Below are 15,232 nucleotides of genomic sequence, written 5' to 3'. Positions count from 1 at the left end.
CTAAAGAATCGGACAGACGCCCTAAGCAGACGCCGCTGGACGGACCGCCCGGCTTCACGGTTATATCTAGTCATAAACCGGGGCTTGTGCAATCATATGACATCTCGCCGCTCTCTGCTTCTGCGCCTCGTGCTGCGTAGGCTGGCCATCGGCCTGCTGACCCTGCTGCTGGTCTCGGCACTCATGTTCTGGGCGGTCGAGCTGCTGCCCGGGGACATCGCCACCGAGATCCTCGGCCAGTCCGCGACGCCCGAGACGCTGGCCGCGTTTCGCGACCGCTTCAACCTGAACGATCTCGCGCCGGTGCGCTATGTCCACTGGCTGGGCGGGGCCCTGACCGGAGATTTCGGCCTGTCGCTGGCCAACCAGCGGCCGATCACCCAGCTGATCTCGGACCGGGCCTTCAACACCTTCTTCCTCGCCGCCTATGCCGCCGCCATCGCGGTGCCGCTGGCGGTGGTGCTGGGGCTGGTCGCGGCGCTGTATCGCGGGTCGGTGCTGGACCGCTTCATCTTGTGGTCGACGCTGGCGGTGATCTCGTTTCCGGAATTCTTCGTCGCCTACATCCTGATCCTGATCTTCGCCCAGCACCTGCACTGGTTCCCCAGCCTGGCAACGATCCGCCCCGGCATGGGGCTGGCCGACCGGCTGTATGTCACCTTCCTGCCGGCGATGACGATGGTGCTGATCGTGACCGCCCACATGATGCGGATGACCCGCGCGGCGGTCGTGAACCTGCTGTCGCTGCCCTATATCGAGATGCCGCATCTCAAGGGCCTGCGCCGCTGACGGGTGATCGCGGTCCACGCGCTGCCGAACGCGGTCGCCCCCATCGTCACGGTGGTCGCCCTGAACCTCGCCTATCTGATCGTCGGCGTGGTGCTGGTCGAGGTGGTGTTCGTCTATCCCGGCCTCGGCCAGCTGCTGGTCGACAGCGTCGCCAAGCGCGACATCACCTTCGTGCAGGCCGCCTGCCTGATCTTTGCCGCGACCTATATCCTGCTCAACCTGGCAGCGGACATCCTGGGCATCCTGTCCAATTCGCGCCTGCTGCATCCGAGGTGACGGCGTGGGACGCTGGCTGACACTTCTGCGCACGGCGCCGCTGTCGGCGCGGGTCGGGATGGCGCTGATCGTGCTGTATGCGCTGACCGCGATCCTCGCGCCTTGGATCGCGCCCTACCCCGAGGCCGAGGTCGTCGGCCCCAAGTACCTGCCCTGGGCCGGTCCGCACTGGCTGGGCACCGACGCGCTGGGGCGCGACGTGCTGTCGCGGCTGATCTATGGCGCCCGGAATACCGTCGGGATCGCCCTGCTGACGACCGTGCTGGCATTCGTGATCGGGACCGTGGGCGGGTTGCTCGCCGCGACGCTGGGGGGCTGGTTCGACATGGTCGCCTCGCGCGTCGTCGACGTGCTGATGGCGGCGCCCTCGCTGATCTTCGCGCTGCTGCTCCTGACCATCACCGGCACCTTGGTCACCGCGCTGGTGCTGGTGATCGCGGTGCTGGACAGCACCCGGGTGTTCCGGCTGTCCCGCGCTGTCGCGCAGGGCGTGCTGACGATGGACTATATCGAGGTCGCGCGGATGCGCGGCGAGGGGCTGGGCTGGCTCATCGGCCGCGAGGTGTTGCCGAACGTCACCGCCCCGCTGATCGCCGAATTCGGGCTGCGCTTCTGCTTCTTCTTCCTGTTCATCTCGGCCCTGTCCTTCCTGGGGCTGGGGCTGCAGCCACCGACCGCGGACTGGGGCTCGATGGTGCGCGAAAGCGCCAAGCAGATCGCGTTCGCCAATTTCTCAAGCTGGAAGGCGGCGAGCTTCGGCCTCGCGCCGCTGCTGCCCGCCGGGGCCATCGCCATGCTGACGGTGGCGGTCAACATGGTCGTGGACTGGGTGCTGCGCCTGTCCAGCGGGCTGAAGGACTGAGCCATGACGCATCTGCTGGACATCACCGACCTGCATATCGGGGGCCGCTCCGGCGACACCTGGCACGAGATCGTCAAGGGCGTCGACCTGACGCTGGACCGCGGCGAGATCGTCGGGCTGTTCGGTGAATCGGGGGCCGGGAAATCGACGCTCGGGCTGGCCGCGATGGGCTATGTCAAGCCGGGCTGCCGGATCACCGGCGGGTCGATCCGCTTTGACGGGCAGGAACTGGTGGGCACGCCCGCCAGCCGCCTGCGCGACCTGCGCGGCCGCCGGATCGGGCGGGCAGTTGCAGCGGGCGATGACGGCGATGGCGATGGCCTGCAAGCCCGACCTCATCATCTTCGACGAGCCGACCACGGCGCTGGACGTGACCACCCAGATCGAGGTGCTGGCCGCGATCCGCGACGTGGTCCGCGAACACCACACGGCGGCGATCTACATCACCCACGACCTGGCCGTGGTCGCCCAGATGGCCGACCGCATCAAGGTGCTGCTGAAGGGCTCCGAGGTCGAGGAGGCGCCCAGCCGCCAGATGCTGTCCGCCCCGCGCGAGGCCTATACGCGCTCGCTATGGGCGGTGCGCGACTTCCGCCCAGCGCCGCGGACGGGCGAGACCGCCCCGGCGCCGATCCTGCGGATCGAGAACGTCTCGGCCAGCTATGGCGCCGTGCCGGTGCTGCATGACGTGTCGATCGCGGTGCCGCGCGGGCGCACCGTCGCGGTGGTGGGTGAAAGCGGGTCGGGCAAGTCCACGACGGCGCGGGTGGTGATGGGGCTGCTGGCCCCGACCCGCGGACAGGTGGTCTTCGACGGCCGGCCCTTGCCTCCCGCCAGCCGCGCCCGGCCGCGCGACCTGCAGCGGCGGATGCAGATGATCCACCAGATGGCCGACACCGCGATGAACCCGCGCCAGCGTATCCGCGACATCATCGGCCGGCCGCTGGATTTCTTCCTGGGGCTACGCGGCCGCGCCCGCCAGGACCGCATCCGCGAACTGCTGGCCGAGATCGAGCTGGAGCCCGACCGCTTCATCGACCGCCTGCCGGGCGAGCTGTCGGGCGGGCAAAAGCAGCGGGTCTGCATCGCCCGCGCGCTGGCCGCCGAGCCGGACTTCATCATCTGCGACGAGGTCACCTCGGCGCTCGACCAGCTGGTCGCCAAGGGCATCCTGCGCCTCCTCGACCGGCTGCAGCGCGAACGCGACCTGAGCTATCTCTTCATCACCCACGACCTCGCGACGGTGAAGTCCATCGCCGACGAGGTGGTGGTGATGCAGCAGGGCCGGGTGGTGGAAAGCGGCCCCAAGGAGGCGATGTTCACCCCGCCGCACCATCCCTATACCGAGCTGCTGCTGTCCTCGGTCCCCGAGATGGACCCCGACTGGCTGACCGGCCTGCTGGCCGAGCGCGCCGCCGGGCGGATCGCCGACGCGGAGGCCGCGGCGCAGGCATCGCTGGGCGGGGCATGAGCGGCTGTCCTTTGGCCCCGTTTCCTGCGCGCTGGACCTCGGCAGTCCCGGCAAGCGCGCCGGCTGGGTCGATCTGGGCCATCCGACGACCGCCACGCCTTTTCCGCGATCCGCAGCCCGATCGGCGTGATCCGCGGAGGCGAGGGCCCGGTGGCGCTGGTCACCGGCGGCAACCACGGCGACGAATACGAGGGGCAGTTGATCGCCCGCCGCCTGTTCGCCCGGCTCGAGCCCGCCGACCTGCCCGGCACGCTGATCGTGATGCGGCGCTGAACATGGCCGCGGTGCTGGCGGAAAGCCGGGTCTCGCCGCTGGACGGCGGCAACATGAACCGCGCCTTTCCGGGCGGCGCCGATGCCGGCCCGATCCGCGGGTTGGCGGGCTTCGTCACCGCGCATCTGCTGCCGGGGGCGGACCTGGTGCTGGACATGCACTCGGGCGGGGCGGGCATGGTCAGGCTGTGCGGCGACAGCCGCACCAGCCGCCCGCTGCGGATATGGTCGTCGGCAAAGGCGGCCTGAGCCAGCACCGCCCCCTGCCCGTCCACCGCCGCATCCAGCGCCAGCGCCGACAGCGAATAGACCGCGACCAGCCGGACCGGCGGCGCCGGGCGCACGCCTTGGGATTCGAACCATTCGCGCCATTGCGGCTCGCTGGTATAGCCGCGCCCCAGTCGATGCCGACCAGCGGCACGGCGGCCAGCCCCTCGGGCGTCACGGCCTCGGGGAAGCGCTTGAGGAAATCGGGCGAGCAGGCCGGAAAGCAGTGATCGGTGAACAGCACCCGCGAATAGGGATAGGGGCGCGCGGCGTCGCCATAGGTCAGGCGGAAGTTCTGCTCCATCAGCTGCGGATCGGATTCCTGGTGGGTGGCCACGACCCGCACGGCGACCCCGTCGCTGCGGCGCTGGAAGTCGGGCAGCAGCGGGTTCAGCCAGCGCTGCATCAGCGTCGGCATCCCCGAGATGGTCAGCTCCTCGACCTGGCGCTGGGTGGACAGGTATTCCTGCGCCTGCATCAGCCGGCCGAAGCCCTGCACGATCAGCTCGTGGTATTTCCGCCCCGTCGGGGTCAGCGTGGCGCGCCGGCCTTCCTTGACGATCAGCAACAGCCCCGCGTGATCTTCCAGCAGCCGCAGCTGCTGGCTGACCGCGCCGGGGGTGACGCCAAGCGCCCGCGCGGCGGCTGTGACCGAGCCCAGCCGGCCGAACGCCTCGAATGTCTGCAGGGCGCGCAGGGGCGGCAGGGTGCTGGTCATCGGGGCTCGCCTTTGGGCCAACGGATCGTGAGTCTTGGTTTAGGGAAGCTGTCGCATCGGTCAACCAATCTGATTTGTCGCACTCCCCGCCCTCGCCCTAGTATAAGACTAGACATAAGGACCGATCGGGTCAACGTCGCCGCAGGACGCATCCTGCGACCACAGCAGGGAGAGCACCCATGACATTGCTGACCACACGCCGTTCGCTGCTTGTCGGCGCGGGCGCGTTTTCCGCCGTGGCGGCACCTTCCGGCTGGCCGTCGCGGATTTCGACACCGCAGACACGTTGGACCCGCAGGTCAACGAGACGCGGTTCATGATGGCAGCTGCAATACCAGTTGCGGAACTGCCTGATCGAGGTCGGGCCGGGCGGCAAGCTGGTCCCGGAACTGGCGACCGAATGGGGCTCGAACCCCGACCTCACTGCCTGGACCTTCAAGATCCGCCCCGGTGTCGAATTCCACAACGGCAAGACGCTGGATGCCGAGGACTTGGTCTATTCGATCAACCTGCATGGCGGCGAAAAGACCATCTCCGAGGCCAAGGCGCTGCTGACCGAGATCACCGGGGTCAAGGCGACCGCGCCGGGCGAGGTCACGGTCACGCTGGCCGCGCCGAATGCGGGCTTCCCGTCGCTGATGAGCCTCGTGAACCTGCTGATCGTGCCCGCGGGCGACGCCGAGTTCGACAAGGGCATCGGCACCGGCGGCTATACGCTGGAAAGCTATGAGCCGGGTGTCGGCAGCGAGGTCAAGCGCTTTGCGAACTACTGGAAGGAAGGCCGCGCCTGGTTCGACGAGGTCGAGACGCGCTGCATCGCCGACGTGAACGCCCGCACCGCCGCGCTGCAGACCGGCGAGATCGACGCGGTGGCCTTCGTCGACACCACCACCGTCGACCTGCTCGCCTCGGCGCCGGGGCTGAAGCTGATCCAGACCAAGGGCAAGCAGCATTATGCGTTCTCGATGAACTGCAAGGACCCGCTGTTCATCGACCCGAACGTGCGGATGGCGATGAAGCTGGCCATCGACCGGCAGGAGATGCTGGACAAGATCCTGTCCGGCCGTGGCTCGATCGCCAACGACCAGCCGATTTCCGAGGCCTACGAATACCACAACCCGAACCTGGAACAGCACAGCTACGACCCCGAAAAGGCCAAGGCGCTGCTGGAAAAGGCCGGGGTTGCGGGCCTGACGGTGCCGCTGCACGTGGCCGACACGCCGTTCACGGGCGCCACCAACATGGCCCAGCTTTACGCCGACCAGGCCGCGAAGGCCGGCATCACCATCGAGGTCAAGCGCGAGCCCGATGACGGCTACTGGTCCTCGATCTGGGGCAAGCGGCCGATGTTCGCGACGAAATGGTCCGGCCGCGTGAACGAGGACGTGATGCTGACCACGGCCTATGCGCGCGAGGCCATCGGCGGTTGGAACGAGACCAGCTGGGACAACGCGGCCTTCAACAGCGCGCTGGTTGCCGCCCGCGGCGAAAAGGACGAGGCCAGGCGCAAGGAGCTGTACTGGGAATGCCAGCGGCTCATCAGCGAGGACGGCGGCATGGTGGCGCCGGTCTGGGCCGACTTCCTGGACGCGACCACCGACAAGGTCGCCCACGGCGAGCTTGGCAACGACTGGGAGCTTGACGGCGCCCGCGCCTCGGAACGCTGGTGGTTCACCGAGTGACCCGGCTGGGGCGTGCGGCGGTCCGCTGCCGCGCGCCCACATGTTTGGCGGGAGGCCATAGGCTCGGGCGCTGGTCGAGGAAGACGCCCGCCATAGCGCCGCCGTGCTGCTGCCGGACCCGTCCTGCGCCAGACGCCCCCCGCACGGACCGCACACCCACCGCCCACATCTTGGGCACTGACGCGATGAAACCCCCGCAGTGCCCGATCGCTCTTTTCACCCCGCCGAAAGCCGGGCTAGGCTTTTCGTGATGAGGTGACAGATGACCGCTTTCGACGAGATGATGGCCGGTGACGGTACCCGCCCGCCCTATGCCGAGTTCCACCGCTGGCTGTCGGGCCAGCCCGACGACCTGCTGGTGACCAAGTCCAGCGACGCCGAGGAGGTGTTTCGCCGCACCGGAATCACCTTCGCCGTTTACGGCGAAGAACAGGCCACGGAACGGCTGATCCCCTTCGACATCCTGCCGCGCATCCTGTCGGCGGCGGAATGGGCCCGGCTCGCGGCCGGGATCGAGCAGCGGGTCCGGGCCATCAACTCGTTCCTGCATGACATCTATCACCGGCAGGAAATCATCCGGGCCGGCATCGTCCCGCTGGACCTGATCGCCACCAACGACGCCTTCCTGCCGCAGATGATCGGCCTGACCCCGCCCGGCGGCATCTACACCCATATCGTCGGCACCGACATCGTCCGCACCGCCGAGAACGAGTTCCAGGTCTTGGAAGACAACTGCCGCACGCCCTCGGGCGTCAGCTACATGCTCGAGAACCGCGAGACGATGATGCAGCTGTTTCCCGAGCTGTTCATCCAGAACCGGGTCGAGCCGATCGAGGATTACCCCAAGCATCTGCGCCGCTCGCTGGCCGCGGCCCGGCCGCAGCGGACGACGGACCATCCCACGGTGGCGGTCCTGACGCCGGGGGTCAACAACTCGGCCTATTACGAACACGCCTTCCTGGCCGACCAGATGGGGGTGCAGCTCGTCGAGGGACGCGACCTGCGGGTGGTGGACGGCCATGTCGCGATGCGTACCATCGAAGGCTATCGCCGGATCGACGTGCTGTATCGGCGCATCGACGACGACTACCTAGACCCGCTCAGTTTCCGGCCCGACAGCGTGCTGGGGGTGCCGGGGATCATGGACGTCTATCGCGCCGGCAAGATCACCATCGCCAACGCGCCGGGAACCGGCGTGGCCGACGACAAGGCGGTCTATTCCTACATGCCCGACATCATCCGCTTCTACACCGGGGATGCGCCGATCCTGTCGAACATCCCGACCATGCGCTGTTCGGAACCCGACACGCTCGCCCATGTGCTGGACCGGCTGGACGAGCTGGTGGTCAAGGAGGTCCACGGCTCGGGCGGCTACGGGATGCTGGTGGGGCCGGCGGCCAGCTCGGCCGAGCGCGCGGCCTTCGCCGAAAAGCTCAAGGCCCGGCCGGCAAACTACATCGCCCAGCCGACGCTGGCGCTGTCCACCTGTCCGGTGCTCACCAAGGCCGGGCTGGCGCCGCGGCATGTCGACCTGCGGCCCTTTGCGCTGGTCGGGGACGGGATCCGGATCGTGCCCGGCGGGCTGACTCGGGTGGCGCTGAAACCGGGCTCGCTGGTGGTGAACTCGTCGCAGGGCGGCGGGACCAAGGACACCTGGGTGCTGCGCGACGGCCCCGGCGGAACGGCGACCGCCGCCGCCAGCGCGCCCGGCATCCGCTTTCCCGCCCCGCAGCAGCCCGACTTCCCCGATCCCGCGGCAGCCCCCGCCCCGCCAAGCCAGACGGAGGCCGGACAATGACCGCGACGCGCACGATCCTTCTGGGCCGCACCGCCGACGGGCTGTTCTGGATGGCCCGCCATATCGAGCGCGCCGAGGCGATGGCGCGGCTGATCGACGCGGGCCTGCACATGGCCCTGACCCGCGGCGCGGCCGAGGCGAACTGGCGTTCGGTCCTCGACAGCGCCGGCATGGCGGGGGCCTTTGCCGCCCGCCATGGCGAGGCCGAGGGCGAGCCCGACCCCGCCGCCGCCATCGACTTCCTGCTGCGCGACCCCGACAACCCGTCCAGCGTCAGCAACGCGCTGACGCAGGGGCGCACCAATGCCCGGATGGTGCGCACCGCGCTCAGCCGCGACGCGTGGGAAGCCGTGAACGAGGCCTGGCGCCGGGTGTCGGCCGACCTCGCCCGCCCGGTGCCAGAGGCGAACCTTCCCGCCGTGCTGGCGCGGGTGAAGCAGGCGACCGCGCTGATCCGCGGCATGGTCGAGAACACCATCCTGCGCACCCCCGGCTTTCAGTTCATGCGGCTGGGGCTGCATCTGGAACGCGCTGACACCACCGCGCGCATCCTCGACGTCAAGTATTACCACCTGCTGCCCTCGTCGTCCTGGGTCGGATCGGCGCTGGACCAGACCCAGTGGGATTCGCTGCTGCGATCCGTGTCGGCGCACAAGGCCTATAAATGGCTGTACGATGCCGACATCTCGGCGGCCAACACCGCCGATTTCCTGATCCTCAACCCGCGGATGCCGCGCTCGCTGGCCTTCTGCCACGCAGAAATCTCGGCGGCGCTGGACCAGCTGGCCCGCGATTGCGGCGCCCGGCCACCCTGCCATGACGAGGCCGACGCCATCCGGCGGATGCTGACCGAGCGTGACATCGACGAGGTGTTCGAGGAAGGGCTGCACGAATTCCTGGTGGGCTTTCTCGCCGACAACGCGCGGCTCGCCGCGGGGATCGCCCGCGACTATCGCTTTACGGAGTAAGCCATGCTGCTCACCATCGCGCATCGCACGACCTATCGCTATGACGCGCCGCCGCCCTACGGGGTGATGCGCCTGCGCGTCTGCCCCCGCAGCCTCGGCCCGCAGCGGGTGCTGGACTGGCAGATCGACATCGAGGGCGCCGACCGACAGGTGAGCTACCGCGATCACATGGGCAACGAGGTGTGGCTGATCTCGACGACGGGCGCCTCCGACCGCATCGACGTCACCGCCCGCGGCCGCGTCGAAACGCGCGAGACGCATGGCGTCTTTGGGCCGCACCGGTCGCTGGCGCCGCTGTGGCTGTTCACCCGGCAGACCCGGCTGACCGCGCCCGGCGACGGCGTGGCGCGGCTGATCCAGGGGATGGCCGACGAAACGGGTCGCCCGCCCGCGGATCGCGGCGCCCGGGCCGGCGGCCTGCCGCTCGCGCACCGGCTGATGGAGCGCGTGGCGCAAGCCGTCGCCTATGACACCGACGACACCCATCCGGCCACCACCGCCGAAGAGGCGCTGGCCCGCGGCACCGGGGTCTGCCAGGACCACAGCCACATCATGATCGCCGCCGCGCGGCAGCTGGGGATTCCCGCCCGCTACGTCTCGGGTTACCTGCGGCTGGACGACCGTGAGGACCAGACCGCCACCCACGCCTGGGCCGAGCTGCATCTGGACGGGCTGGGCTGGGTCGGGTTCGATGCCTCGAACCGGATCAGCCCGGACGAGCGCTATGTGCGGATCGCCTCGGGGCTGGACTACGACGACGCCGCGCCGATGGGCGGGGTCCGCTACGGGTCCGCCGCTGAAAGTCTGGACGTCCACCTGTCGATCGGCGAACAGTGAGCGTCCGCGTCACGTCCAGAAGGAGCGCCCTGTCATGACGTATTGCGTGGGAATGATGCTGGACGGGGGCCTCGTCTTCATGTCCGACACCCGCACCAATGCCGGCGTCGACAACATCTCGGTCTTCGGCAAGACCCGGGTCTGGCACGAGCCGGGCGACCGGACGCTGGTGCTGCTGTCGGCGGGCAACCTCGCCACCACCCAGGCGGTAACGGGCCGGCTCGAGGAACGCCCGATCGCTCCCGAGGGGCGCAGCCAGTCGCTGATGCACCTGCCCTCGATGTTCGCGACGGCCGAGATGATCGGCGCCACCCTGCGCGACGAGATCCAGCGGTTCGATTCGGCGGCCGGACCGGCCGCGCAGGGGCAGTTCTCGGCCAGTCTCATCCTGGGCGGCCAGATCGCCGGCGGCCCGCCGCGGCTGTTCCTGATCTATCCCGAAGGCAATTTCATCGAGGCGACGGTGGACACGCCGTTCTTCCAGATCGGCGAGACCAAATACGGCCGCCCGATCATCGTCCGCGCCTATCGGTCCGACATGACCTTCGACCAGGCGATCAAGCTGCTGACCGTCAGCTTCGATTCGACGATCAAGGCCAACCTGTCGGTCGGGCTGCCGCTGGACGTCACGCTGGTCGAACGCGATACGCTGGCGGTGACGGGGGCGCGGATGACCGAGGCCGACCCCTATTACGCGATGATCTCGTCGCGCTGGGGCGAGGCGCTGAGCGAGACCCTGCACGCGCTGCCCGATCCCGCCATCGCCCGCACCCAAGGCGTCCCCGCCGCCAGCGCCGGAGAGATGGGATCGCCCCCCACGAGCGACGCGCCCGCGACCCTCGCCGCGGCACCCAGCGGCGCGCCCGGACGGTCGGACGGCGTGTGATCGCACCCGGGGCGGCCCGCCGCCTGGGCGGCCCGCCAGCGGCGCGGCATGCCGGCCAGCCGCATCAGCCGCTTGAGCGCTGCGATGCGGAACGGCTAGTTCGGTGCGCCGTAACCATCATGGCCGCCGATGCGCTGGACGATTTCCGCGAAGAACCCGCCAGACAGCGGCCTGCCGCGCTCAGGACGCCTGCACCGAGGCGCTGTCCCCGCTCTTCGGTTGCGCATGGCGGATCGCGGCGCGGCAGGTCATCGCCAGCGCCTCGCGGAAGTCGTCCGAGGCCTCGTTGCCCTTTACGACGCCGCCCAGCCACAAGGTGTGGATCATCCGCGGACAACGCCGCGCGTCGATCAGCAAGGTGCAGTCGGCCCTGTCGGCCAGCGCCTGCAGCACCTCGGAAAAGCGGCTGTAATAGACGTCCAGCAGGCGCTGATGCGGCGCGCTGAACGCCGGGTCGCGCTGGGCGTGCAGGTGCAGCTCCACCGCCAGCCGCGCCGCGACCGTGTTCTCGCCCAGGCCGACGACGGTCGCCACCAGCCGATCGACCACCTCCGCGCCCGCCGGCGCCGGCTCGGTCAGGAGCGCCTCGATGCCGGAGATCGCCTGCTGCATGTTCTCGTCCAGCAGCGCCAGCAGCAGGTCGTCCTTGCTGGCAAAGCTGGTATAGAACGCGCCCTGCGAAAACCCGGCCCGCTGGCAGACGCCGCGGATCGTCGCCTCCGCCACACCGCCCTGGGCGATGATGTCGGACGCGGCAGCCAGAGGACGCTGCCGAGTCTCTTGCAGCCGTTCGGCGCGGGTCTTGCGCGAGGTCGTCATGGCGGTCCCCTGGTGACGTGGCGGCAGCGGGTATGTCACGAACCGCCCGCCCGCCAACGGGCGGTTATCCGGGCCGGAAAAGTAATTATATCATTTGAATTATTGTTGGAAACCGGAGCCGCCCCGGCCGCGTCGACCCGAGACCCCACAGGCTTCGCCACGCCCCGCGCCGGGCCATGAAAGCAACCGCCAGCCGCCGTGGCGCGCGGGCTGGAAGCCGCGACCGAGCGGGTCGGGCTGGACAGCGCCACGCTGCAGGGGCTCGCCTCGGACAGCCACCACCTGCTGGGAGAGACCTACTTTACCCAGGGCGTGCTGCGCCATGGCGACCATATCGCCAAGCTGTCGGTCGCGCCCGTGTCGGACAATGCCCGCGCGCTGACCGGCGTGGACATGCCCGACCTGTCGTAGTCGGGCATCGAACGCGCGGTGGCCAAGGCCGTCCGCGACCAGCCGGTCAGCTTCCACCTGCGCGTGCGCTGAACACCGACCTCGACGCGATGCCGGTCGAGGACGCCGCGATCGAATGGGACGAGGCGGCCTCGCCCTTCGAGGTGGTGGGCACCATCACCTTTCCGCTGCAGGACAGCTTTTCCGATGCGCGCCGGGTCTGGGCCGATGACGTGCTGGCCTTCAGCCCGTGGAACGGGGTCGAGGCGCACCGGTCGCTGGGCTCGATCATGCGCATCCGCCGCCACGTCTACCAGATGTCGCAGGACCGCCGCCGCGGGATGAACGACGTCGCCCGGCCGAGCCGCGATCCGCCGCCGACATTCCCGCCTGATTCATGGACCAAGGAAATTATCCGAAAACCAAGGGAACCAAGGAAACCACCGGCGACCCGCGCTTTGCCGACGAAAGCAAGCTGCAGGAAATCCGCCGCCGCATCAACGAAGTCGCCGCCGACGCGCCGCACAGGTCGCCAAGATCGCGCTCGAGGCGCTGATCCGCGACCGCAACCCTGACCTGAAGGGCAGCGCCAAGTCCGCGGGCCGCGCCGGGCTGCAGTCGGGCAACGTGTCGGAACTGACCGCCATCGCCGACCTCAAGCCAGGCGGGGCCGACCGGCTGCGCCGCATCCTCGACCTGACCGTCGGCAACATGGACGGCGCCCAGCGCGTGTCCACGCTGCACGACATGCGCTTCGTGATGTTCGACAACGACGCCAGGATCCTGTTCGCCACCGCCTATGACGGCGACTGGGATGCCTACATCAATGACTTCGCCACCTAGATCCCCGAGCTGATGGACCTGCTGTTCCAGAACGTCGAGGGCTGGCCGGGCATCGACAGCCCCAAGGTCAAGGACTTCATCGCCGAGCACCAGATCGACGCGCCGGCTGGTTCGTCGCCAACCCGCAGGTCACGGTCGTGGACGTGCGCCGCTATCAGCGCATGGATCACGCGCTGCAGGATTTCCTCGACACCATGGACGCCAACAAGGATGTCGATGAAACCACCCGCAAGGCGTTGGAAAGCTGACCGACGAGCTGGCGAAACCCGAGCCGGTGGATTACTGACATGGGCCTTATCACCGCAAACCGCGACCGCTTCCGGCGCGAGGACGTGACGCTGCAGCTGGATGACATCCAAGCGCTGATCCTGCGCAACCGGCCCGAACCCCATGTCGGCATCCATGCGATGCTGCATATCGACGACACCTACGGCGGCCGCGACCTGATCGCGCGGCTCGCCCCCCACATCCCTTCGGCCGAGGGCTTCCACGACGATCTCGACTCCTGGACCGGCGTCGCCTTCAGTCATTAGGGGCTCAAGGCGCTGGGCGTCCCCGAGGCGACGCTGAAGACCTTTCCGCTGCCCTTCCAGCAGGGGATGGCGGCCCGCGCCGAGATCCTGCGCGACTTTGGCGAGAACGCGCCGGAAAACTGGGACGCGCCGTTCCAGGGCCAGCAATGCCACGTCGCGCTGACCATCTATGCCGTGGACGAGGCCGCCCGCGACCGCGCCGTCGGCAGGGCGATGGGCGAACTGGAGGCCTCGCACGGCGTAACGCTGCTCGGCACGCATGAATTCGGCGCCGACGAGGAGGCCAAGAACCTCTTCGGCTTCCGCGACAGCATCGCCCCAGCTTGGCCAGGGCGGCCAGGACAACCCCGCCCTGATCGCGGCCGAGGCGCAGCTGGAAAAGGCCCAGCTGGACCTTGCCGGCCCGCAGGTGGTGGCGCCGCATCTGGGCGTGGTCACGAACCTTACCCTGTCGCCGGGCCAGTTCGCATCCACAGGCACCCCGGCGCTGACCTTGTCGACGCCGAGGCGGCCTGGATCACGGCGGACCTGCGCGAGAACCAGCCGGGCAACGTCGATCCGGGCGACCCGGCGATCATGCTGTTCGACGCCCGCCCGGGAGAGCTGTTCGAGAGCCGGGTGCAAAGCGTCGCCTGGGGCATCGACCCCGGCCACAGCCGGCAGGGGCGGCCTGGTGGTGAACCAGCCCGCCAGCCGCTGGTTCGAACCGGCCGGCCGCATCCCCGCCCGCATCGAGCTGACCGGCGGGATGGAGCGATGGCCCCGCGACGTCCCGGTCGGCGGCAAGGCGACGGTGACGGTGCTGGCCGAGCCGGGCGGCCCGGTCGGCTGGCTGGCGCGGGCGACCATGCGTCTGCGCAGCGTCGCGAGCTATCTGCACTGAGCGCGCGATGTCCCGCCGCGCCCCGACCCGGTCGAGGACCCGCTATTCGGCATCCGGCTGGCGCTGACGGCTGCCCTATCTGGCCGTCGCCGTTTTCGACCCGGCGATGCCGTCGATCATCGCGGCCCTGCCCATCGGGCTGATCGGCGGGCAGCGGCGCCGCTTCACTTGGGGCAACTCCATCTGCAGGCCCGGTGCCATGATCGTGCTCAGCCATGTCATGGTCTGGATCGTCAGCCATCTGCAGGCCATGCCGCTGGTCTATGTCGGCGCCATGTGGCTGACCTATTTCCTGTGCTTCCTGATGATCCTGCGCACCGGGGCGCAGCTCGGCATGCTGATCATCATCATCGCCGTGCTGGTGTCGGTGATGGGCCTGAACAGCATCGCCGCCGCCGAGGCGATGCGCGACGGCTTTACCCAGGCATCGCTGCTGTCGCTGGTGCTGGGGCGGCTGGTCCATGCGCTGCTGCCCGCGCGCACCGCCGAACTGCATGTCAGAGACCCGCAGCCGGCGCCGGGCAATGTCGGGGTCGGCGCGGCGATCCGCGCCTCGCTTCTGCTGCTGGTCAGCCTGTGGCTTTACACGGTGCTGCAGCCCTCGGACATCATGTTGGCGATGATCACCGCGATGGTGCTGGTCTTTCCCACCGGCAAGGCGGCGCTGGCCGAGGCGAACGAGCGGGTGCTGGTGACGCTGTATGGCGGGGCCATGACGGCCGTGGTGCCGCGTGGACCACCAGCGGACCCGAGCCTATATCGCCAGCGCCGCCTATGTCGCCTTCAACGCGCGGTTCCGGGGCGGCTACCGGGGGCCGACGTCGCTGGCGGTCGGGATCGCGTTTTCGGCGCTGTTGTATGCGGTGTTCGAGCTCGCCTTCAAGGTTCTGCTGCTGAAGGGCCCGCTGGAGCCGCTGCTGGGCATCCACTGAACCGCG

19 protein-coding genes and 2 pseudogenes are annotated in these 15,232 nt (G+C 69.0%); 15 read left to right on the top strand and 6 right to left on the bottom strand.

The genetic code is table 11. The features are described 5' to 3' along the window. Positions 1–96 precede the first annotated feature (96 nt). The 5 genes and pseudogenes from IC63_RS04310 (at position 97) to IC63_RS16885 (ending at position 3,919) form a co-directional block, all read left to right on the top strand. Positions 97–1,065, top strand: a pseudogene (locus IC63_RS04310) (ABC transporter permease). Between the two features lie 4 nt (positions 1,066–1,069). Beyond that, positions 1,070–1,927 carry an ABC transporter permease gene (locus IC63_RS04305; RefSeq protein ID WP_232222507.1) on the top strand — a complete coding sequence of 286 codons (858 nt, stop codon included), beginning with the start codon at positions 1,070–1,072 and terminating at the stop codon, positions 1,925–1,927. Between the two features lie 3 nt (positions 1,928–1,930). Next, positions 1,931–3,398 (top strand): annotated as a pseudogene (locus IC63_RS04300) (ABC transporter ATP-binding protein). Between the two features lie 126 nt (positions 3,399–3,524). Then, complete coding sequence (locus IC63_RS19045; protein WP_198026246.1) at positions 3,525–3,671, top strand: M14 family metallopeptidase; 147 nt, start codon at positions 3,525–3,527, stop codon at positions 3,669–3,671. Between the two features lie 2 nt (positions 3,672–3,673). Beyond that, a complete protein-coding gene (locus IC63_RS16885; RefSeq protein ID WP_052041872.1) occupies positions 3,674–3,919 on the top strand; it encodes a M14 family metallopeptidase in 246 nt (81 codons plus the stop codon). Here the strand turns inward: IC63_RS16885 and IC63_RS04290 are convergent. After that, the gene (locus tag IC63_RS04290) at positions 3,852–4,655 is read right to left on the bottom strand and encodes a LysR family transcriptional regulator (protein WP_052041871.1); all 804 of its coding nucleotides are present in this window, start codon (positions 4,653–4,655) and stop codon (positions 3,852–3,854) included. The two genes, IC63_RS16885 and IC63_RS04290, sit on opposite strands and share 68 nt — an antisense overlap. A 338-nt stretch (positions 4,656–4,993) precedes the next feature. Here IC63_RS04290 and IC63_RS04285 point away from each other — a divergent pair, with 338 nt between their 5' ends. From IC63_RS04285 to IC63_RS04265, 5 genes are all read left to right on the top strand, one after another. Then, positions 4,994–6,337, top strand: coding sequence for an ABC transporter substrate-binding protein (locus tag IC63_RS04285; RefSeq protein WP_052041870.1), 1,344 nt, complete (start codon positions 4,994–4,996; stop codon positions 6,335–6,337). A 262-nt stretch (positions 6,338–6,599) separates the two neighbouring features. Then, positions 6,600–8,135, top strand: coding sequence for a circularly permuted type 2 ATP-grasp protein (locus IC63_RS04280; protein ID WP_084115481.1), 1,536 nt, complete (start codon positions 6,600–6,602; stop codon positions 8,133–8,135). Continuing rightward, positions 8,132–9,103 carry an alpha-E domain-containing protein gene (locus IC63_RS04275; protein WP_198026245.1) on the top strand — a complete coding sequence of 324 codons (972 nt, stop codon included), beginning with the start codon at positions 8,132–8,134 and terminating at the stop codon, positions 9,101–9,103. Before IC63_RS04280 ends, IC63_RS04275 begins: the two co-directional genes overlap by 4 nt. A gap of 3 nt (positions 9,104–9,106) precedes the next feature. Further along, positions 9,107–9,940, top strand: coding sequence for a transglutaminase family protein (locus IC63_RS04270; protein WP_036717200.1), 834 nt, complete (start codon positions 9,107–9,109; stop codon positions 9,938–9,940). A gap of 34 nt (positions 9,941–9,974) precedes the next feature. Further along, a complete protein-coding gene (locus IC63_RS04265; protein WP_156965351.1) occupies positions 9,975–10,826 on the top strand; it encodes a peptidase in 852 nt (283 codons plus the stop codon). Between the two features lie 180 nt (positions 10,827–11,006). Here the strand turns inward: IC63_RS04265 and IC63_RS16880 are convergent, their stop codons facing one another. Next, positions 11,007–11,645, bottom strand: a complete 639-nt coding sequence (locus tag IC63_RS16880) for a TetR/AcrR family transcriptional regulator (protein ID WP_052041869.1) — start codon at positions 11,643–11,645, stop codon at positions 11,007–11,009. Between the two features lie 198 nt (positions 11,646–11,843). Here IC63_RS16880 and IC63_RS16875 point away from each other — a divergent pair, with 198 nt between their 5' ends. From IC63_RS16875 to IC63_RS18415, 3 genes are all read left to right on the top strand, one after another. Next, entirely contained in the window at positions 11,844–12,056 is a 213-nt protein-coding gene (locus IC63_RS16875) for a catalase family protein (RefSeq protein ID WP_052041868.1), read from the top strand. A gap of 89 nt (positions 12,057–12,145) precedes the next feature. Next, complete coding sequence (locus IC63_RS18420) at positions 12,146–12,610, top strand: catalase family protein (RefSeq protein ID WP_198026244.1); 465 nt, start codon at positions 12,146–12,148, stop codon at positions 12,608–12,610. Between the two features lie 52 nt (positions 12,611–12,662). Then, positions 12,663–12,878: a hypothetical protein gene (locus IC63_RS18415; protein WP_198026243.1), complete on the top strand. Its 216-nt coding sequence runs from the start codon at positions 12,663–12,665 to the stop codon at positions 12,876–12,878. On the opposite strand, the gene IC63_RS18410 is transcribed toward IC63_RS18415, so the two are convergent. Further along, positions 12,875–14,035, bottom strand: coding sequence for a hypothetical protein (locus tag IC63_RS18410; protein WP_198026242.1), 1,161 nt, complete (start codon positions 14,033–14,035; stop codon positions 12,875–12,877). The genes IC63_RS18415 and IC63_RS18410 overlap by 4 nt on opposite strands. Positions 14,036–14,084: 49 nt before the next feature. On the opposite strand from IC63_RS18410, the gene IC63_RS16860 reads away from it, so the two are divergent. Then, complete coding sequence (locus IC63_RS16860; RefSeq protein WP_052041865.1) at positions 14,085–14,294, top strand: hypothetical protein; 210 nt, start codon at positions 14,085–14,087, stop codon at positions 14,292–14,294. A 75-nt stretch (positions 14,295–14,369) separates the two neighbouring features. Here IC63_RS16860 and IC63_RS17890 read toward each other — a convergent pair whose 3' ends face one another. The 3 genes from IC63_RS17890 to IC63_RS19040 form a co-directional block, all read right to left on the bottom strand. After that, positions 14,370–14,546 (bottom strand): hypothetical protein, encoded by a 177-nt coding sequence (locus IC63_RS17890; protein ID WP_156965349.1) that lies wholly within the window; start codon positions 14,544–14,546, stop codon positions 14,370–14,372. Between the two features lie 33 nt (positions 14,547–14,579). Then, a complete protein-coding gene (locus IC63_RS04235; protein WP_036717198.1) occupies positions 14,580–14,777 on the bottom strand; it encodes a hypothetical protein in 198 nt (65 codons plus the stop codon). 99 nt (positions 14,778–14,876) lie between these two features. Further along, complete coding sequence (locus IC63_RS19040) at positions 14,877–15,008, bottom strand: hypothetical protein (RefSeq protein ID WP_269634669.1); 132 nt, start codon at positions 15,006–15,008, stop codon at positions 14,877–14,879. A gap of 17 nt (positions 15,009–15,025) precedes the next feature. Here IC63_RS19040 and IC63_RS04230 point away from each other — a divergent pair, with 17 nt between their 5' ends. After that, positions 15,026–15,226, top strand: a complete 201-nt coding sequence (locus IC63_RS04230) for a hypothetical protein (RefSeq protein ID WP_036717197.1) — start codon at positions 15,026–15,028, stop codon at positions 15,224–15,226. Positions 15,227–15,232: the final 6 nt, after the last annotated feature.

This window comes from Paracoccus sphaerophysae (assembly GCF_000763805.1).
Classification (GTDB): Bacteria; Pseudomonadota; Alphaproteobacteria; order Rhodobacterales; family Rhodobacteraceae; genus Paracoccus; species Paracoccus sphaerophysae.
This window is presented reverse-complemented; position numbering and strand designations above follow the sequence as displayed.